This window comes from Seonamhaeicola sp. MEBiC01930, from assembly GCF_045277075.1.
Lineage (GTDB): Bacteria > Bacteroidota > Bacteroidia > Flavobacteriales > Flavobacteriaceae > Seonamhaeicola.
In genome coordinates this window covers 2883089-2902254 of the sequence record NZ_CP104270.1, presented here as the reverse complement: position 1 = coordinate 2902254, position 19166 = coordinate 2883089, and the positions used below count along the sequence as shown (strand labels likewise).

Sequence of the window (19166 nt, the reverse complement as noted above, 5' to 3'; positions counted from 1 at the left end):
ATTGGTGTAAAATTTTTACAAAAAATTTTATATAAAAAACTAAAATGGTGCTTTACAGACAAACTCGACCAGCTTCTTAGTTACAGGGTGCTCAAATTTTATGTATTCTGCATGTAAATGCAACCGTTCACCTTTATTACCATATAAGTCATCACCTATAATTGGCATTTTCAAACCTTCACTATGTGCTGCATGAACTCTTAATTGATGAGTTCTACCCGTTATTGGGTAAAAATGAATTCTTGTTCTACCATCCTTAACAACAATTATTTCATATTTAGTTTTTGCCGCTTTACCATGCTCATAACAAACTAATTGTTGAGGCCTGTTATCTAAATCGACTCTAAGAGGTAAATCTATAACACCCTGTTTTTGGCTTAACTCACCATCTAAAACTGCTACATAGCGCTTTTTAACAGTTTTATTTATAAACTGCTTTTGTAAGTTTTTATGCGTTTTTTCATTCTTAGCAACCAATAATATTCCTGAGGTGGACATATCTAACCTATGAACTAACAAAGGCCCCTTAGCATTAGGTAAATATTGCTTCATTTTAGTTTGTACAGACTCCAAATTGGTTTTACCAGGAACCGATAAAAATTCATGTGGCTTGTTTACCAATAATAAATAATCATCTTCATACAAAATTTCTAAAGGGTCATTATGGGTTTTTACTTCTAAAATGGGGTTGTTTTCTACCTTTAGTCCTTTCATCATATGACCCAATATTGGCTCGCATTTACTCCTACATGATGGATAAAACTGTTTGTGTTTACGCACTTCAGATTTTGGTGAAGCGCCCCACCAAAATTCTGCCATAGCAATTGGCTTTAACTCATTTTCATAAGCATATTGAAACAACTTTGGTGCCGCACACTCCCCCGCTCCTGCCGGAGGAATTCTAACAGTAGTATTTTCAAAAATATCTAGTAAATCTTTAGTTTCACCTAAAGCATTTAAAAATGTATATTGCTGATGTAACTGCTTTTGTAATGCTGCAGATTGCATCTTTCTTTTTTCTTTTAATGAATTTAAAATGGATTGAATTTCTTCAAAACTTGCAGTAGCTTTATCTATTTTAACTTTCCAATCTGTTTTTAAATCTTTTAACCTAAAGTGAAAATAAATACTTTGATTTTTAAGTTCCTCTAATAAGTTTTGATAAGCTTCAGATGATAATGTATTGGCTTGTGAGTCTCTTAATTTATTGCGTTCTGCCTTCTTTTCTTTTATAGTTTGCTTTAAGGCTTTCAGCTCAACATCATAACTTTTTATACAAGCCTCTAAATTTGCTTTGGCAACCCCATATGCTTCTGAATTTTCTAAAACTTCAATCTCTCTATTTATGCTGTTTAATTCTTGCTCCCCCTTTTTATAAAAACCATTAGGATTTAAAGTATCATAAACCGTAGGCACAAACCCATTTACGTTATTACTCTCACCTAATTTCCCTGAGAATGCTGCCAAATACCCCAATTCTCCATTAGAATTTTCCGCTACCATAATGCCAAACATTTTTCCAATAACTAATCCTTGTGCTATGGGGTTTAATCCAAAGTTATGATTAAAATCTACCTGCGTTTCTAAATAATCTTGCAACTCTTCAGCAGCAAGTATACTTAATGCATGTGGTTCATAATAAAAAGGGAAGGTAAAATGGGTTGGTAATGGTATTTTTACATTAAGCCGATGAAAAAAAGTCTTGGTAAATTTATGATTCTGCATCTTTTAAAAAATCTCCCGAGTGAATTCGAGTTTCTTCTTCTACATTTTGGTTGTAAAGATACGTCCATGCCTCATAAGTAGCACCTTTTTCATCAATAATTGTGATTAGTTGCCTAATGAATAAGCTAGACTTAGGATTATTTGCATGGTAACCTTCATAATAATCTAAAGCCGATAAAGTCTCTTCTGCATTATTTAGCTTAATAAAGGTACCGTAGACCTTTTCAGATAAATCATCACTTATAACTGCACCAGGAAACCAGGAAATTTTAAAGAGTCTCCCATGAAAATAAGCATTTCCCATTACCATGGAATTAGAAGATAAAAACCTAGACATATCATTATCTACATTTTCCAGCAAAGTTCCATAAACAAAAAGGTAGTTAGAATTCAAAAGCTTTATCTAAATAAATTCTGTTAAGTCTAATTCATTAATAGCTCCATGAGATGCATGAGCCAGAGTAACTCCATTTTTAATTACCAGCAATTGCGGCGATTCATGTATAACTTGAAACTTATAACCAACTTCATCAGAAACCGATCTATAATTCAATAAATCTAAAAAATATAAGTCAACATCATCTTCATTTAAATGGTATGCATTCACAAAATGATTCATAACCATTCCACTAATACCACAACGTGTAGAGTGCTTAAAGATAAGCTGTGTTTTATTTAAAGACTTTTCTTTTATTTCATTTATTTGATTTGAATTTTCCAAAGGTATCCAAGGCAAAACTTTTGCTTCCCTTTTCTCAGTTGTGGTTCCAAATATTTTATTTATTAATCCCATGCGTTTTTTTACTTATATGCTTATGCTCACCTTCAGTCGGAGTAAAATCTCAAACTTACAAACTGACTAAAAGTCACATTATCACTGCTTTAATCAGACATTTTGTCTCACAAAACATATTGGTAAGATTATTGACAAAAGTAAAGAGAAAAGAAAACAAATTTAAGCTATGAACCTTAATAATTATACAATAAAATCTCAAGAGGCTATACAACAAGCTCAACAAATTGCGCAAGGATATAGTCATCAACAAATAGAAAACGAACATCTCTTTAAGGGTATTTTAGAGGTAGATGAAAACGTATTACCTTTTATTTTAAAGAAATTAAACGTTAATATTTCTATTCTTAAACAAACTTTAGATAAGCAATTAGAAAGTTTTTCTAAGGTAACTGGAAGTGAATTAATGTTGTCTCGTGAAACTGGAAAAAGCCTTACAGAAGCCTCTGTAATTGCAAAAAGGATGAGCGACGACTACGTGTCTATTGAACATTTAATCATTGCTGTTTTTAAATCTAAAAGCAAAATAGCACAAATGTTAAAAGACCAAGGCGTTACAGAAAAAATTTTAAATGCCGCCATAGAAGAATTACGCAAGGGCGAAAATGTAACTTCTCAAAGTCAAGAAGACACTTATAATTCACTAAACAAATATGCTAAAAACCTGAATCAGTTAGCAAAAGACGGCAAATTAGATCCTGTTATTGGTAGAGATGATGAAATTAGACGCATACTACAAATATTATCACGTAGAACAAAAAACAATCCTATTCTAGTTGGTGAACCTGGTACTGGTAAAACTGCAATTGCTGAAGGATTAGCACACCGAATTATTGATGGAGATATTCCTGAAAACCTTAAAGACAAACAAATTTTTGCTTTAGATATGGGTGCACTTATTGCTGGTGCTAAATATAAGGGGGAGTTTGAGGAGCGGTTAAAGGCTGTAATCAAAGAGGTGACCACTAGTGAAGGTGATATTGTACTATTCATTGATGAAATTCACACCCTTGTTGGTGCCGGTGGGGGTCAAGGCGCTATGGATGCTGCCAACATTTTAAAACCAGCACTTGCCAGAGGAGAGCTGAGAGCTATTGGAGCAACAACCCTTGATGAATATCAAAAATACTTTGAAAAAGACAAAGCTTTAGAACGTAGGTTTCAAAAAGTAATGGTAGATGAACCTGATACTGAAAGTGCTATTTCAATATTGCGTGGAATTAAAGAAAAATATGAAAGTCATCATAAAGTTCGCATTAAAGACGAAGCTATTATTGGTGCTGTTGAATTATCCACTAGATATATAACAAATAGATTTTTACCAGATAAAGCAATTGACTTAATGGATGAAGCTGCTTCTAAACTACGTATGGAAATTAATTCTAAACCTGAAGAGTTAGATGTTCTTGATAGAAAGATTATGCAATTAGAAATTGAAATTGAAGCTATTAAACGTGAGAAAGATGAAAATAAATTAAAATCATTACGTTCAGATTTAGCCAACATAAAAGAAGCTAGGAATGAAATTAATGCAAAGTGGAAAAGTGAAAAAGAGGTAGTTGATAATATTCAAAACACCAAGCAAGACATTGAAAATTATAAACTTGAAGCAGAACGTGCAGAACGCGAAGGTGATTATGGTAAAGTAGCAGAATTACGTTATGGCAAAATAAAAGAAGCTCAAGAAGCCCTTGAAGCACATCAAGCCATTCTTGCTAATCAAAAAGATAATTCTCTTATTAAAGAAGAAGTAACATATGATGATATAGCGGAAGTTGTGGCTAAATGGACGGGGATTCCAGTAACAAAAATGATACAAAGTGAACGTGAAAAACTTTTAAAATTAGAAAATGAATTACACAAACGCGTAGTTGGTCAAGAAGAAGCTATTACTGCTGTGAGTGACGCCGTTAGAAGAAGTAGAGCCGGTTTACAGAACCCTCAAAAACCCATAGGAACATTCCTGTTTCTAGGAACTACAGGTGTTGGTAAAACTGAATTGGCTAAAGCCCTAGCAGAATATTTGTTTGACGATGAAAATGCATTAACCAGAATTGACATGAGTGAGTATCAAGAACGTCATGCGGTTAGCAGATTAGTTGGTGCTCCTCCTGGATATGTTGGTTATGATGAAGGTGGACAACTTACTGAAGCCGTAAGACGTAAACCATATTCTGTAGTTTTATTAGATGAAATTGAAAAGGCTCATCCCGATACTTTTAATATTCTACTTCAAGTTTTAGATGAAGGAAGATTAACAGATAATAAGGGACGTGTTGCTGACTTTAAGAACACTATAATTATTATGACATCTAACATGGGGAGTCATATAATTCAAGAAAAGTTTGAGGCGGTTAAAGATATGGATACAGCCATGGAAACTGCTAAAGTTGAAATTCTAGGATTATTGAAACAAAATGTTAGGCCAGAGTTTTTAAATAGAATTGATGACACCATAATGTTCACGCCTTTATCAAAAGAAAATATAGTTGACATTGTTGGTTTACAGCTAAAAGCTATAACCAAAATGATAGCACAACAAGGTATTACGTTTGATGCAACTCAGGAAGCTGTTACTTATTTAGCAGATAAAGGATATAACCCCGAATATGGTGCTAGACCGGTTAAACGCGTTATTCAAAAAGAAGTTCTAAATGCTTTGAGTAAGGAAATATTGGCTGGAAAAGTAACCACAGACAGTATCATTTTACTTGACGCCTTCGATGATAAGTTGGTATTTAGAAATCAAGGGGAGTTAATTCAAGAAAAAATTTAAAATACTTCATAGATTGTTGTAACATTTTTATGATTCAAGAGTCTATATAGTTGGTTGGTTAGTTGAAAAGCAACGTGATTCTTTAATAAGATGATCGTTGCTTTTTTTTAATTCATATTTTAATGACAAAACCATTTATTCCGATAAAACAACTCTAAAACCCGTTAAAAATCACAAAAAATTGTAAAAACGCAATAATTTGAAAATAAATAAGTTAAAAAAAACTTGATTGTAGTTCATCGAAAATACTACCATTAATATTATATTAACAATTATTATTTATAACTTCGATTTAAATGTAAAGCCCCAAACTCTACATTTTACCCTAATGATTAATAGCTTCTATTTTCCTTTCCTAACTAATAATTTCAGGTTAAATAGAATTTTAAAACCTACTTATAAGAATGAATATTTTTGAACACATTGAATTTACACAATTAAATCCAGCCACCACAGAACGAGATATTATTGATTTATGTCTTTTAGCCAATGAACAACAATTAAGAACCGTATGCGTTAACAGCTCTTATGTTTCATTAACTAAAGAATTACTTAACAATAACAATATTGGTATTTGCTCTGTTATTGGATTTCCTTTTGGAGCAACAGATACAGCTTCAAAAATTCATGAAGCTCAGGCAGCAATTGCCAATGGAGCTTCAGAAATAGATATGGTTATTAACTTAGGATTGTTAAAAAGCAGAAATTATGTCTCAGTTTTGAAAGACATTAGTGATGTAAAACTAGCTATAGGTACAACACCCTTAAAAGTTACCTTAGAAGTATCAGAATTAAACAAAAACGAAATTATAAAAGCTTGCCAGATTTGTATGGATGCCAAAGTTGACTACATTAAAACATCAACTGGATTCTCAAAAAGCGGAGTCACCTTAACTGTTATTAAGATTATAAAAAAGACAATAAAAAACACTATAAAAATTTGTGCTTTTCACGGTATTGATGATGAAGAAACTGCCTTTAAATATTTAGATTTAGGGGTTGATAGAATTGGTGTATCGTCAGAATTCAAAATCAGAAAAGTAGCAGCGTAAACTACTAAATTTGACTAGAGTATTTAAGGCTATAAGAGTAATTGAACTCTTATGGCTTTTTTATTTCCAATAACTGATATAAATCATCATTGAAAAAGCAAAAAAAGACCATCTTTGAATTTCAACTAGTAGTTTAATTCAATTAAAAAACCTTAACTTTAACATAATTTTGAAACTCCTTAATACATATATAGATCACACGCTTTTAAAAGCTACTGCTACAAAAGATGATATCATTAAACTTTGTGATGAGGCTAAACGCTATAGATTTTTTTCTGTCTGTGTTAATAGTTGCTATGTGGCTTTGGCTAAAGAGCAATTAAAAGGATTTGATGTAAAAATTTGTAGTGTTATTGGTTTTCCTTTAGGCGCTATGACAACGGAAGCTAAAGTAGCTGAAACCAAAATAGCTATTGCAAATGGAGCAGATGAGATTGATATGGTAATCAATATTGGACTTTTAAAAAGTAAAGATTTTGATGCTGTTTGGAAGGATATTGAATCTGTTAAATCTTGTATACCTAACAACACTTTAAAAGTAATTCTTGAAACTTGTTACCTAGAAGAGATTGAAATAATTAAAGCTAGCGAACTAGCTATTCAAAGTGGCGCAGATTATGTTAAAACTTCAACCGGTTTTGGCACTAATGGAGCCACAAAAGAAGATATTAAACTTATGGCAAGTGTTTGCAAAAAATGTATTAAAATTAAAGCTTCGGGTGGTATAAAGGATACAAAAACCGCTTTAGAGTACATTAATTTAGGAGTAGACCGAATTGGTACCTCTTCAGGTATAGCCATTATTGAAGGTACATCTTCAAATTCAAATTATTAAAAATTTATGAGCGTACATATTGAAGCAAAAGCAGGCGATATAGCCGAAACTATTTTACTTCCTGGAGACCCGCTACGTGCTAAATGGATTGCCGAAACATTTTTTAAAGACCCCGTTTGCTTTAATAAAGTGAGAGGTATGTTAGGTTATACAGGAACCTATAATGGCAAAAAAATATCTGTAATGGGAACAGGAATGGGGATTCCTTCAATTTCTATTTATGCGCATGAATTAATAGCCGATTACGGAGTAAAAAATTTAGTCAGAGTGGGCAGCGCAGGATCTTATCAGGAACATGTTAAAATGAGGGATATAGTTTTGGCAATGGCAGCTTCGTCTAACTCAGGTGTAAATGAATTACGCTTTGGTGGTGCAGACTACGCTCCTACCGCTAATTTTGAGCTATTTCAAAAAGCTGTAGAAGCAGCAAAAAATAAAAACATTGATATTAAAGCTGGTAACGTTTTTACATCTGATGAGTTCTATGCAGACGATTTTGAATCCTATAAAAAATGGTCAAAATTTGGAGTGCTTTGTGTTGAAATGGAAACGGCTGGATTATATACCATAGCTGCTAAGCATAAAGTAAAAGCTTTAACTATTTTGACTATTTCTGACTCTTTGGTTACGGGTGAAAGAACCACTAGTAAAGAACGTGAAACTACTTTTAAAGAAATGATTGAAATTGCTTTAGAATTGGCTTAAAATTTCAAAAACCTTATAGACTCTCCGGTGTGTTTCTGAGACAAAACACTTATAGCAGATTCCTTTAATTGTAATACCCTTGGATAACCTCCAGTTGTTTGACAATCTCTCATTAAAATTATTAATTTACCAGATGGCGTTAACTGTATGGTTCCCGGCATTACCGGTGATGTTATGATGGGCTTTAAATTGTTTCCTAAAACTTCATTTAATTGATAAGCCATTCTATTATTATCTTTTGAGATAGTAAACTCTTGACTAAAAAGAAATTTTTTTTGGCTTTCATCAAGTTTATCAAATTCAGGACCTTCAAAAACCTCAATGTCTTTTGAATTGAAATAATAATCATTCACTTTTATGGACGCATTGGAGCCTTTAATTAAACTATGCTTCGTAGAAATATCTAATAAATCATGTTTATGTATTTTAAATTGATTGGTAATACCCTGATACATACTGCAACTTTGCATCACCATTTTAGTTTTAAATCCACCTAAAACGGCCAAATATGCTCTAACCCCTTTATTTAACCTGCCAAAAGAAAATATATCTCCTGATTTAATGGAAATGACTTTATTATTGAAAATGGGTTGATTGTTTAATTTTGGCGATATATCTGCCCCAGAAACACAAATTGAAGTTTGGCAACTAAACTGTAGCTTTGGTCCCATCATGGTTATTTCTAAAACTGGAAGTTCTGTATTATTACCTAAAATTGCATTGGCAAATGAAGCTGCTGTTCTATCCATGACTCCAGAATAGGGTACACCATACCTTTGATATCCAAAGCGGCCGAGGTCTTGAATTGTAGTATATAAACCTGGGGTTAAAACTTTAATCATGAATCACCTCACTTTCTATTTGGTAAACTCCTGCTTCAACCAATGTTTTAATATCCGTATGTTCATTTTTTGAAATTGGATAGAATTGAATTTGATCCCCTGAACTGGCAAAACATGGAGCTTCATTTTTTATATTGAAAAAGTTTATGGGTGAATTACCAATAATATTCCAACCACCCGGGCTTTCAGTTGGGTAAACCCCCGTTTGATTGCCACCAATTGCCACCGATCCCTTTTCTATTTTTAACCTTGGATTTGCCTTTCTAGGATGAAATAAACTTTCATCTAAACCTCCTAAATACAGAAAACCTGGTAAAAACCCAACAAAGTAAACCGTATAGATTTTCTGTGAATGAGTCTCTATTATATTTTTTACCGTGAGGCTATTGGCATTAGCTAGTCCTTCTAAATCAATTCCGAAACTAATATCATAGCAAACAGGGATTTTCCATAATCTAAATGTTGAGTTGAGACTTATTTCTCCTGTTTTATAAAGACTTTTTAAAACTTCCACAGATTTCACAAAACCCAACCATGAACTTCTATAAGTAATTAATAAAGAACAATACGCATGATTTACCTCAGCCAAACCCTCAATTTTACTCTCCGTTATCTTACGCTTAAAACTTAACACATAGTATAATATTTTTTCACTAATGTCTTGAGGCCATTCTATCAGAATGGAGCGTTCACCGTAAGGCTTATATATAAGATTATACACCAGTTATTGAATTTTAATAGCTTCTTTTTCTAACTCTGTATGTAATTTTTTTACAAGTGTAATGGCATTAGGAGTGTCACTGTGACAACATATTGTTTGAGCTATTATAGGTATTTTATTCCCAGCAACCGTTTGTACTTTTTTTTGTTTTACCATAGTTAAAACATGTTTAATCATGTTTTTAGCATCGTCAATTAACGCATTTTTATCCAGTCTAGATACTAAGCTTAAATCATCGTTATAATTTCTATCGGCAAACGCTTCATAAGTAATATCAATATCATTTTCTAGAGCTAATGAAGCTATAACTGATTTATACGGTACATATAGTTGAACTGGACGATGCATGCTTTTAATAACCTCTATAACAACATTAGCTACTTTTTCATTCTTAGCTGCCAAATTGTAAAGCGCACCATGTGGCTTAATATGATGTAATGTGGCGTTTTCATGATATAACACATTAAGCAAATCTGTTATTTGATGTTTCAATGAAGTGAATAATGCAGCACAAGAAATATCCATTTTTTTGCGTCCGAAATTCTCTTTATCTGGAAATGAAGGATGTGCGCCTATTTTTACTTTATGCATTTTGGCTAATTTAACTATTTCCTTCATGGTTGTTGAATCTCCTGCATGACCCCCACAAGCAATATTACATGATGATATATAAGGCATTAATTGAGGTTCATTGCCTACACCCTCCCCAACATCTGCATTTATATCTATAACATAATTATCCACTAGAAAATATTTAACCCAAAAACTTTATTCAGTGCTGCTAAAGCAAGTAAAACACTAATTACTAAGATAAGAAAACCTAAGATATTTTGTTTTAAATTATTCTTGTAATTACCAAGGATAGTATCTTTATTCATAATCCAAATTAAAACTACTGCTATTACCGGTAATAAAATCCCGTTTGCAACCTGAGCAAACTTTATGATGTCTATAGGTTTTATGTTTAGTGACGATAGTAAAACACCCAATAATAAAATGAACATCCAAACGGTTCTGAACTTTATTGATTTTAAATCAGATTTCCAACCTAAACAACCGCTAGTTACATATGCTGCTGCCAAAGGGGCTGTAATAGCACTAGTTATACCAGCAGCAAATAACCCAATTGCCATAAAGTACTTTGAAAAAACACCAAAAAGAGGTTCTAACCCCTTAGCCAAATCTGCGCCATTTGAGATGTTTTGAGTTTGAATTGCTGTTGCAGAAACAATAATGCACATAGATACTAAACCACCTAATACTATGGCAATAATGGTATCTTTCCTTGCAAATACTAAATCACTTTTTTTATGCCATTTTTCCTTTACTAAAGAGGCATGTAAAAACAAATTATATGGCACAACTGTAGTGCCAATTAGCCCAATAATAATCAATAAACTATTTTCTGGAAAACTAGGAATAAAAGCCCCTTTAACAATGGCATAAATATTAGGTTTAGTAATAATTGCCGTGATTAAAAAAGCTATACTCATCAGAATAACCAAAGCTACCAAAACACGTTCCAAGACCTTATAATTACCAATATATAACAAACCAAAAGCTATAATGCCAATTAAAAAACTAAAACCATTTATAGAAAGCCCTAATATGTTTAAAGTAGGGCTAGCCACAATAGTTTCCATACCTAATACACCACCAGAAATATTTCCTGCTTCATAAGCAGCATTACCAACAACTATGGCCGCCAAAATTAAAAATACTGTCAACGACTTTAATAAAGGGTTTTTGATTTCATCCTTAATAATTTCAGATAAACCTTTTTGAGTAATAATTCCTAACCTAGCTGCCATTTCTTGCAGAACCATGGTAGATACTATTGAAAGTACCATTGCCCAAAGTAATGCATAGCCAAAACCTACCCCAGCAAGCGTACACATGGTTACAGTACCAGGACCAATAAACGCAGCCGCTACTAAAGGACCAGGACCAACATTTTTAAACCAATTTTTAATCATTAGTTGTATTATTCAATGCATAAATAGCAAAACTACCAAGCCAATGTCCGCCCATATAATCATCGCCAAAAATACTTGGAAACGAATGACTTATATGCTCATTAGCTATAGGTTTCAAATGATTATACTCTGGCATACCTATAGTAATTTCATAAAGATTCCATGCTCTTGAAAAATTCACACCATCTAAATGCACTAAATTGCCATCCGTTCTATCTGATACTTTCCCTGTTTCTAGAGTATAATTTTTATCTTTCAATTGTGGAAGAAAAGCATCTAACCACACTTTAAACTCATCTTGAGCCAATAAGCGCTTCATTAATGCTGCTTCTTCTAAACAAGGTGATAAGAAATCGCTACCGCTAGGTTCCCAACTCATAGGACAATTTTCATCATTTTTAAAGAAAAATAAAGCTCGATCCTTTATAGCTTTTTGTAATGCTTCATGATTCAAAGTTTCAGCATAATCATAAGCAAAGGATAACCCAAAAGCAGTATTAGTATGTGTTCCCACCCTAAGTGCATAATTTAGCTTAGGCAAATATTCTATATACTTTTCACAAATTAAATCTGTTAATGGCTGCAGATTGCTTTCTAAAATTCTAGCCGTACCATCATCCCAAGTATGTAATTCCTCAGCTAATTTTAATAGCCATGACCAACCATAGGTACGCTCATAAGATTTGTTGTGTTTTCCATCAAAATAAGCTACCTCTGCTTCAATTTTTTCTTTAGATATGTTATTAAGTAATCGCTGCTTTATTTTCCCCGCATTATTAAGATTAGGAAACTGCTTTAACAAACTAACCAAACTCCAATGTCCGTGAACTGATGAATGCCAATCATAACAACCATAAAATGCAGGATGTAATGTTCTTGGTGGTTGCAAATCATTATCACTACCTAAGGTTTGAGACAACCTGTTGGGGTATTCCATATTCATACAATGCAATGGTAATTCTGCTAGCTTATTTGCCTTTTCTAAATTTAAAATTGGTGTTTCAACTATAGAAACTTCTTCTATTAATTCTGGAGTCAAAACTTCTTTTTTTTCATTATTACAGCCAAAAATGAAGATACAGACTACTACCAAAAACCTTTTCATACTTAAATAACTAATTTTAAATTAAACTTTAAAATTTCTGAATTAACTACCCTAACCATCCTTCTCTATCTAAACTTCTGTATTGAATAGCCTCACTAATATGTGATCCATTTACATTTTCACTCACTTCCAAATCAGCTATGGTTCTTGCTACTTTAAGAATTCGATCATAAGCCCTAGCAGATAAGCTCAATCTTTCCATTGCTGTCTTTAAAAGTTGTTTTGATTGCTCATCTAAAATACAAAACTTTCTTATTTGCTTGGTGTTCATTTGGGCATTATAATGTACACCATTGCTGTCTTCAAACCTCTTACTTTGTATTTTTCTAGCTGCTGTTACTCGCCTTCTGATATCAACTGATGATTCACCTTTTCTATCATCAGACAACTTTTCAAAAGGCACCGGAGTTACTTCAATATGAATGTCTATTCTATCTAATAACGGTCCTGAAATCTTACTTAAATACCGCTGCATTTCAGCAGGGCTAGACGTTACAGGAGCATCAGGATCATTAAAATAACCACTCGGACTTGGGTTCATACTAGCCACCAACATAAAAGAAGATGGATAGGTTACCGTAAATTTTGCTCTGGAAATAGTAACTTCTCTATCTTCCAGTGGTTGACGCATAACTTCTAAAACACCACGTTTGAATTCCGGCAACTCATCTAAAAACAACACACCATTATGTGATAAAGAAATTTCCCCTGGTTGCGGATACGCACCACCTCCCACAAGAGCTACATCAGAAATGGTATGGTGCGGGCTTCTAAAAGGGCGTTGCGCCATGAGTCCTGTATTTTCTTTTACTCTTCCAACTACAGAATGAATCTTAGTAGTTTCTAATGCTTCTTGTAAAGTCATTGGTGGCAAAATACTCGGTAATCGTTTAGCTAACATAGTTTTACCAGCTCCAGGAGGTCCAATTAAAATAATATTATGACCACCAGCTGCCGCTATTTCCATACAACGCTTAATACCTTCCTGCCCCTTTACATCTGCAAAATCATGCTCCGGAAAATCTAGGTTTTTTTCAAATTCCTTTCTAGTATCAATAATGGTTTGCTCCAAAGCTTCTGCTTTATCAAAATAGTTAATAACCTGTTTAATATTATCAACTCCAAAAACTTTCAATTCGTTTACTATAGCAGCTTCCTTAGCATTCTGATTTGGAAGGATGAAGCCCTTATATCCTTCTTCACGAGCCTTAATAGCAATAGGTAAAGCTCCTTTTATAGGATGTAGGCTGCCATCAAGAGATAACTCACCCATGATTAGGTATTTATCTAACTCCTCTGCCTGAATTTGATTGGAGGCTGCAAGAATTCCTATGGCAAGTGTTAAATCATAAGCGCTACCTTCTTTTCGCAAATCGGCGGGAGCCATATTAATGGTTATCTTTTTTCCCGGAATTTTATACCCGTTATTCTGAAGTGCTGCAGCAATACGATAATTACTCTCCTTTATTGCATTATCAGGCAACCCTACTAAATGATATCCTATACCTGAATCTACATTTACTTCAACCGTTATAGTGGTAGCTTCAACACCAAAAACGGCACTACCAAATACTTTTTTTAGCATAAAACTTGTTTTCAGTTTAAATGTAAGAAAAGTATTTTAATCGTAAAACAATTCCATTATTAGCTTTTTGGCTTTATAACCTTAACAGCATAGGTTACTACAAAAGTATTATTAACCTGAAGATGAATATCAAACAAGCCTCGATTAGAAAAGGTGTGCATAAACTCTAAAATTTCAGTTTCCTGGTTATAACTATAAGTATCTATTTTATTTTGATGCGAACCACTATCTATAACTAATCTGATTTGGTTTGATTTGGCTTCTTCTGGAACAATAAATCTAAATATTTGCTTATCGCCCTTATTAATTTCAGATTTCATTTTTTCAGGTTCTAAAGGAAGAATGGAATACTTAAAAGCATCCCCATAAACCAATGGTCCTGTCAAAAAATCTTGAATAGTTGGAATAAATTCATCCATCAAAACCCATTTAGAGTCTAATGGGTAATGACTTTTCACAAACAAACTGGGGTCTGCTAGAAAGTAACCTGAATTATAATCATGAACAAAAACACCTTCATCAACATTAAAAAATCCGCTAGACCAAGTGGGATCAGATAAATACCATTTGTTATTCAATAAAACTGCATTCCATGAATGATTTGGTTGACTTAATTCATCTATATTAGCCGAAACGTTTCTACCATAACCATGAATCATCTTACAATTAAGACCTGCTAAAGAAGCTAATTCCTCAAGTAAATAGGCATAACCTGTGCAAATTGTCTTCTTATTTTTTATAAGTCTTTTTAATGTTTTTTCTCTAAACTTTGTATTCCATAGGTTGAGAGAAATACTATCATCCAAGAATTTTTTTCGCATTTTTAAATTCTGCAACTGATGTGGATAATCACTCTTAATATTCAAACTTATCCATGTGTAAATAGCCCTAAACTTTTCAACATCTGTATCTAAATTAGATGTAAGTTGATAAACCAAAACTGGTAAATTCTTTAAGGTTTCTTTATTAAGGCTTTTAGCAATATTATCTGCCTTTTCAAATTCTATTTTCATAAAATCTGAGGATTGCGAATAATGATTGAGGCTAAGAAATAAAATTGCTAGAAGCCAAAATTTACGCATCAAAAAAAGTTGTATTTTTTAAAAAAGTTACCGCTTAGACTTATACGGCTTATTGGTTTCTACTGCCCCCATTAATTCAATTAATTCGGCATCCATGGTTACATTAAGAACGGTTTGATCCTTTCCTATTTTTATTCTTTTAGGTGAATATCCCAAATAACTTAATACAAGAATATCTCCTTCTTTTAATTTTTGAGGAAATGTGAATTTGCCATCAAAATTAGTAGTGGCTCCTATTTTGGTGCCCTTTAGTACAATACTTACACCCGGAAGTGGTGCCTTTTCATGATCTAATACTGTGCCTGTTAATAAGTTATCTTGAGATGCACTTTTATTAATTTGTTCCTTTACAGTATCTTGAGCCCTTACATTTTGAAATGCGAATAATGATATAATAGCAAACCCTAAAGTTTTCAAGTAATTAAACTTTCTTTTTGGTTGAGTAATTGAGTGATGAGAATAGGTTTTCATTTGAGATGTTTTTAAAATTCCACAAGTACTAAATTGGTTTTCTTCAAAGAACTTAATAAGCTCAGTAGTTGTCATGTGTCTAAAATCTATAACCTCTTTGTTACAAGTATTACAGAATCTTCCTTTTTCAGTTTTATCAAATTTATTGAAATTTTCTGAACAAGACTTGTTAATAGTTAGATAAAATTGTTGTTCCATTGTATTGATTTTTAAGTTTCAACCAAACTATAACCTAAAATTAAAAACAAAAACTGACAATGAGTGAAACCCAATTATGGATGAGTAAATAGATTATAAAAAACAAAAAACCCTGCATAAAGCAAGGTTTTCCGATTTGAAAATAGTCATGATAAACCCAAAAATTCAGGTTTATATTTTAAATATTATTTAGCAGTGTTTAAAAACTTAGGTTTTACAATTATCATTGCCCAAGCCCAGTTTTGCGTTCCTTTAGCCCCTGTAACAAAATCTGGCTCAAAAAACTGTGAATATCCTGAAACTAATTTAAATCCTTTAAATCCTTTAGCTATAACTAAATCTATTTCGCTTCCTAAGTTTTCTGTTGAAGTAGATACATTTGGTGACTCTTCACTAAAAGTATGGAATTTAGCAGTTAATCCCCATCCTTTACCTAAACCAAATTTAGCACCAAAGTTAATATCTACAAGACCTCCAGCATTTCCATGATTTCCAACATAGAATCTATCCATCAAACCATTAAATTTGTGATTTGTACCATATAATGGGAAAAATGCAGCTGAATCATCAGTTTTACCACCAATAGACTCAAAACCTGCCAATATTGTAACTTTATCAGAAACTTTGTAAGTAGCATCTAAACTATATAATAATGCCCCTTTTACTTCTACTTCTCCAACTCTGTTACCAGATTGTAAATAAAAGTTACTTGCTAATCCCAAGCTTCCCAATTTAGCTTTGGCATGTAAACCTCCAGTAAATAAATTAGATTTATCACCACCATTTTGATAAGTTGTATTTAATAATAATGCACTTACATTAAACTTTTCAGACCCTGTATGAGCATGAACAAATCCTAAATTTCTGTATGTAAATAAGGTAGCATTGTTATAAACTGCACCACCAATAGTATTAACTGCATAACCTGCATCTAAAGAGAAACTCCCTGATTTGTGTTTTATAATACCTACATCATGAGTTCTCGCTTGTTGAGCCCATCCTAAACCACCTAATATTCTTTGATCATCATAAGATAAAGGTTGTCTACCTAATTTAAAACTCCATTTATCATCAAGTTTAAAATCTACCCATGCTTCTTGTACTCTAAAATTGCCATTACCTGAGGCAGCAATTTGTTGTCTGTCACCATGTAGAAACACTTCCTGAAATGACATATAGTATGTATAATTTTCTGCTTTGTAAGTAGCCATTAAAGCCGCTCTTACACTTGTTTGTAACCATGCATCTGAACCGTCAGCCGCCGTACTAGATTGCCCACTACCAAATAATTCTGTACGTGGTCTAAACTCTCCTTCCAGAGTAAATTGAGCTTGAGCAAATTGAGCCACTAAAGCCAAAATTGTTATTAATAAATATTGTTTTCTCATGTTTTCTAATTTTAATTATTGTTTTTGAATTAGTTATTTAATTATTAATTAGCGCAGTTGAATGTCTGAGGCAAATATAAAAAGACCCGAATGTCTCTTTTATGACAAAACTCATGTTTAAAACTGCTTTATTTCATATAAATTTTAATGTTCTAAAAAGTCTATTAAATGCTTTCTGTATTTGTAATAGTCATCATGTTCTAAAACTGCTTTACGCGTTCTAGGTCGTTCAAAATCAATGGAAAGCACATCACCAATTTTGGCTTTAGGACCACTGGTCATCATCACTACTCTGTCTGCCAAAAATATAGCTTCATCAACATCATGCGTAATCATAACTGCGGTAATTTTTTCTTTATTCCAAATATCAATTAATGTATCCTGAAGCTCTCCTCTGGTCAATGAATCTAACATTCCAAATGGTTCATCCAACAATAGCACCTTTGGCTTAATGGCAAAAGCTCTTGCTATACCAACACGTTGCTGCATACCTTGTGATAAATCAGATGCTTTTTTGTTGAATGCATCTTCAAGACCAACCTTTTGTAAATAATATTTAGCAATATCTGTACGCTGAGATTTTGTAGCATGAGGAAAAACTTGATTCACACCCAGCATAACATTTTGTAAAGATGTCATCCAAGGCATTAAACTAGGTGCTTGAAAAATTACACCTCTATCTGGTCCAGGTCCTTTGATATTTTTTCCTAAAACCGAAATATTACCTCCAGAAATTGGATTTAAACCTGCTATCATTGATAGCATTGTTGTTTTACCACAACCAGAATGCCCTATAATTGTAACAAACTCCTCTTTTTTTATTTGAAGATTTAAGTCTTCTAATACTACATAATCTCCTTTAGGCGTTGGATATACTTTCTTTAATTTTTTTAAGTCAAGCATCACTTCACTTGAAGGAAAAAGTCCGTTTTCCTCTAAACTTGCTGTTTTCGTATCTGTTATAATTGTACTCATTTGATGCTATTATTTAAATTGGTTAACAAAATCTTTTGGACTCAAATCTGGAAGTACTAATTCTTCTTTAGCTTGAGACTTTCTTTCTTCTCCAATATCCATTAAGTACTCTATAATGGCATTTCTAGTTTTCTTATAATTTGGATTATCGTTAAGCTCTGTTTTATCTCTAGGCCTGTCAATATCAATCTTAAATTCTGGTCCTAAAGTTGCATTGGGTCCAGGTCTTAAAGGAATTATTCTGTCTGCCATATACAAACCTTCGTCAACATCATTAGTTATTAATAATGCTGTACGTTTATCTTTTCCCCAAATATTTAAAATCTGATCTTGAAGTGTTCCTCTTGTTAAAGCATCTAAAGCGCCTAAAGGCTCATCCATAATAATCATATCTGGTTTCATTGACAACGCTCTTGCTACTGCTACACGCTGACGCATACCACCTGATAATTCTTTTGGCAACTTATTAATAGCCGGCGTTAAACCTACCATTTCTATATAATGCGCTGCTTTACGTTTCCAAACTGCCTTTTCACGTTTTGGAAATGCCTCCTTAACCGCCATTAATACATTTTGCTCAACTGTTAACCAAGGTAATAGTGAATAGTTTTGAAAAATCACACCTCTCTCATGGCTAGTACCAACTACTGGTTGCCCCTTAAACAAAACCTCTCCTTTGGTTGGCTGTAATAATCCGTTAATTAAGTTAACTAATGTAGTTTTTCCACTTCCGGTAAACCCTACTATGGCAACAAATTCACCTTCTTCAATAGTTAAATTAATATTTGAAAGAACTTCTGTAGCATCATTACCTTGCTCATAGGTCTTATATATGTTTTTTAATTCTAAATATGCCATTTTCTTCTGTGTTTAATTGTTATAATTTGCTTATCTGTTTATTCTCTTTTTTGAATAACCAGTATACAATTCAACCTAT

18 protein-coding genes are annotated in these 19166 nt (G+C 32.8%); 4 read left to right on the top strand and 14 right to left on the bottom strand.

Going from position 1 to position 19166, the window contains the following annotated elements:
- Positions 1-39: 39 nt before the first annotated feature.
- Genes N1F78_RS12595 through ytxJ form a run of 3 tightly spaced genes read right to left on the bottom strand, consistent with a single transcriptional unit; the run spans position 40 to position 2518 of the window.
- A complete protein-coding gene (locus tag N1F78_RS12595) occupies positions 40-1725 on the bottom strand; it encodes a pseudouridine synthase (RefSeq protein WP_406683516.1) in 1686 nt (561 codons plus the stop codon).
- Complete coding sequence (locus tag N1F78_RS12590) at positions 1712-2119, bottom strand: gamma-glutamylcyclotransferase (RefSeq protein ID WP_406683515.1); 408 nt, start codon at positions 2117-2119, stop codon at positions 1712-1714. Before N1F78_RS12590 ends, N1F78_RS12595 begins: the two co-directional genes overlap by 14 nt.
- A gap of 9 nt (positions 2120-2128) precedes the next feature.
- On the bottom strand, positions 2129-2518 hold the full coding sequence (gene ytxJ, locus N1F78_RS12585) for a bacillithiol system redox-active protein YtxJ (protein ID WP_406683514.1): 390 nt from the start codon (positions 2516-2518) through the stop codon (positions 2129-2131).
- Positions 2519-2687: 169 nt separating this feature from the next.
- Here ytxJ and clpB point away from each other — a divergent pair, with 169 nt between their 5' ends.
- From clpB to deoD, 4 genes are all read left to right on the top strand, one after another.
- Positions 2688-5294: an ATP-dependent chaperone ClpB gene (gene clpB, locus N1F78_RS12580; protein WP_406683513.1), complete on the top strand. Its 2607-nt coding sequence runs from the start codon at positions 2688-2690 to the stop codon at positions 5292-5294.
- Between the two features lie 404 nt (positions 5295-5698).
- Complete coding sequence (gene deoC, locus N1F78_RS12575) at positions 5699-6346, top strand: deoxyribose-phosphate aldolase (protein ID WP_406683512.1); 648 nt, start codon at positions 5699-5701, stop codon at positions 6344-6346.
- A gap of 169 nt (positions 6347-6515) precedes the next feature.
- A complete protein-coding gene (deoC, locus tag N1F78_RS12570) occupies positions 6516-7181 on the top strand; it encodes a deoxyribose-phosphate aldolase (RefSeq protein WP_406683511.1) in 666 nt (221 codons plus the stop codon).
- Positions 7182-7187: 6 nt separating this feature from the next.
- Complete coding sequence (deoD, locus tag N1F78_RS12565; protein ID WP_406683510.1) at positions 7188-7886, top strand: purine-nucleoside phosphorylase; 699 nt, start codon at positions 7188-7190, stop codon at positions 7884-7886.
- Here deoD and N1F78_RS12560 read toward each other — a convergent pair.
- The 11 genes from N1F78_RS12560 to N1F78_RS12510 form a co-directional block, all read right to left on the bottom strand.
- On the bottom strand, positions 7883-8728 hold the full coding sequence (locus N1F78_RS12560; RefSeq protein WP_406683509.1) for a biotin-dependent carboxyltransferase family protein: 846 nt from the start codon (positions 8726-8728) through the stop codon (positions 7883-7885). The two genes, deoD and N1F78_RS12560, sit on opposite strands and share 4 nt — an antisense overlap.
- A complete protein-coding gene (pxpB, locus tag N1F78_RS12555) occupies positions 8721-9449 on the bottom strand; it encodes a 5-oxoprolinase subunit PxpB (RefSeq protein WP_406683508.1) in 729 nt (242 codons plus the stop codon). Before pxpB ends, N1F78_RS12560 begins: the two co-directional genes overlap by 8 nt.
- A 3-nt stretch (positions 9450-9452) precedes the next feature.
- Positions 9453-10193: a 5-oxoprolinase subunit PxpA gene (gene pxpA, locus N1F78_RS12550; protein ID WP_406683507.1), complete on the bottom strand. Its 741-nt coding sequence runs from the start codon at positions 10191-10193 to the stop codon at positions 9453-9455.
- On the bottom strand, positions 10193-11425 hold the full coding sequence (locus tag N1F78_RS12545; RefSeq protein ID WP_406683506.1) for an Nramp family divalent metal transporter: 1233 nt from the start codon (positions 11423-11425) through the stop codon (positions 10193-10195). Before N1F78_RS12545 ends, pxpA begins: the two co-directional genes overlap by 1 nt.
- The gene (locus N1F78_RS12540) at positions 11418-12530 is read right to left on the bottom strand and encodes a DUF2891 domain-containing protein (RefSeq protein ID WP_406683505.1); all 1113 of its coding nucleotides are present in this window, start codon (positions 12528-12530) and stop codon (positions 11418-11420) included. The genes N1F78_RS12545 and N1F78_RS12540 overlap by 8 nt, the downstream gene beginning before the upstream one ends.
- A gap of 46 nt (positions 12531-12576) precedes the next feature.
- On the bottom strand, positions 12577-14115 hold the full coding sequence (locus N1F78_RS12535) for a YifB family Mg chelatase-like AAA ATPase (protein ID WP_406683504.1): 1539 nt from the start codon (positions 14113-14115) through the stop codon (positions 12577-12579).
- A 59-nt stretch (positions 14116-14174) separates the two neighbouring features.
- A complete protein-coding gene (locus N1F78_RS12530) occupies positions 14175-15128 on the bottom strand; it encodes a transglutaminase domain-containing protein (protein ID WP_406683503.1) in 954 nt (317 codons plus the stop codon).
- 96 nt (positions 15129-15224) lie between these two features.
- Positions 15225-15866 carry a carboxypeptidase-like regulatory domain-containing protein gene (locus N1F78_RS12525; protein ID WP_406683502.1) on the bottom strand — a complete coding sequence of 214 codons (642 nt, stop codon included), beginning with the start codon at positions 15864-15866 and terminating at the stop codon, positions 15225-15227.
- A 185-nt stretch (positions 15867-16051) separates the two neighbouring features.
- A complete protein-coding gene (locus N1F78_RS12520) occupies positions 16052-17254 on the bottom strand; it encodes a hypothetical protein (RefSeq protein WP_406683501.1) in 1203 nt (400 codons plus the stop codon).
- A gap of 144 nt (positions 17255-17398) precedes the next feature.
- The gene (locus N1F78_RS12515; protein WP_406683500.1) at positions 17399-18229 is read right to left on the bottom strand and encodes an ABC transporter ATP-binding protein; all 831 of its coding nucleotides are present in this window, start codon (positions 18227-18229) and stop codon (positions 17399-17401) included.
- A 9-nt stretch (positions 18230-18238) separates the two neighbouring features.
- Positions 18239-19087 (bottom strand): ABC transporter ATP-binding protein, encoded by an 849-nt coding sequence (locus N1F78_RS12510; protein WP_406683499.1) that lies wholly within the window; start codon positions 19085-19087, stop codon positions 18239-18241.
- Positions 19088-19166 lie beyond the last annotated feature (79 nt).

What these genes read in the sequence shown, in the direction of transcription:
- ytxJ (WP_406683514.1), bottom strand. Translation starts at nt 2,518, where the DNA reads ATGGGATTAATAAATAAAATATTTGGAACCACAACTGAGAAAAGGGAA.
- N1F78_RS12525 (WP_406683502.1), bottom strand. Translation starts at nt 15,866, where the DNA reads ATGGAACAACAATTTTATCTAACTATTAACAAGTCTTGTTCAGAAAAT.
- deoC (WP_406683512.1), top strand. Translation starts at nt 5,699, where the DNA reads ATGAATATTTTTGAACACATTGAATTTACACAATTAAATCCAGCCACC.
- N1F78_RS12520 (WP_406683501.1), bottom strand. Translation starts at nt 17,254, where the DNA reads ATGAGAAAACAATATTTATTAATAACAATTTTGGCTTTAGTGGCTCAA.
- N1F78_RS12540 (WP_406683505.1), bottom strand. Translation starts at nt 12,530, where the DNA reads ATGAAAAGGTTTTTGGTAGTAGTCTGTATCTTCATTTTTGGCTGTAAT.
- N1F78_RS12595 (WP_406683516.1), bottom strand. Translation starts at nt 1,725, where the DNA reads ATGCAGAATCATAAATTTACCAAGACTTTTTTTCATCGGCTTAATGTA.
- clpB (WP_406683513.1), top strand. Translation starts at nt 2,688, where the DNA reads ATGAACCTTAATAATTATACAATAAAATCTCAAGAGGCTATACAACAA.
- N1F78_RS12545 (WP_406683506.1), bottom strand. Translation starts at nt 11,425, where the DNA reads ATGATTAAAAATTGGTTTAAAAATGTTGGTCCTGGTCCTTTAGTAGCG.
- N1F78_RS12510 (WP_406683499.1), bottom strand. Translation starts at nt 19,087, where the DNA reads ATGGCATATTTAGAATTAAAAAACATATATAAGACCTATGAGCAAGGT.
- N1F78_RS12560 (WP_406683509.1), bottom strand. Translation starts at nt 8,728, where the DNA reads ATGATTAAAGTTTTAACCCCAGGTTTATATACTACAATTCAAGACCTC.
- N1F78_RS12515 (WP_406683500.1), bottom strand. Translation starts at nt 18,229, where the DNA reads ATGAGTACAATTATAACAGATACGAAAACAGCAAGTTTAGAGGAAAAC.
- deoD (WP_406683510.1), top strand. Translation starts at nt 7,188, where the DNA reads ATGAGCGTACATATTGAAGCAAAAGCAGGCGATATAGCCGAAACTATT.
- N1F78_RS12535 (WP_406683504.1), bottom strand. Translation starts at nt 14,115, where the DNA reads ATGCTAAAAAAAGTATTTGGTAGTGCCGTTTTTGGTGTTGAAGCTACC.
- N1F78_RS12530 (WP_406683503.1), bottom strand. Translation starts at nt 15,128, where the DNA reads ATGAAAATAGAATTTGAAAAGGCAGATAATATTGCTAAAAGCCTTAAT.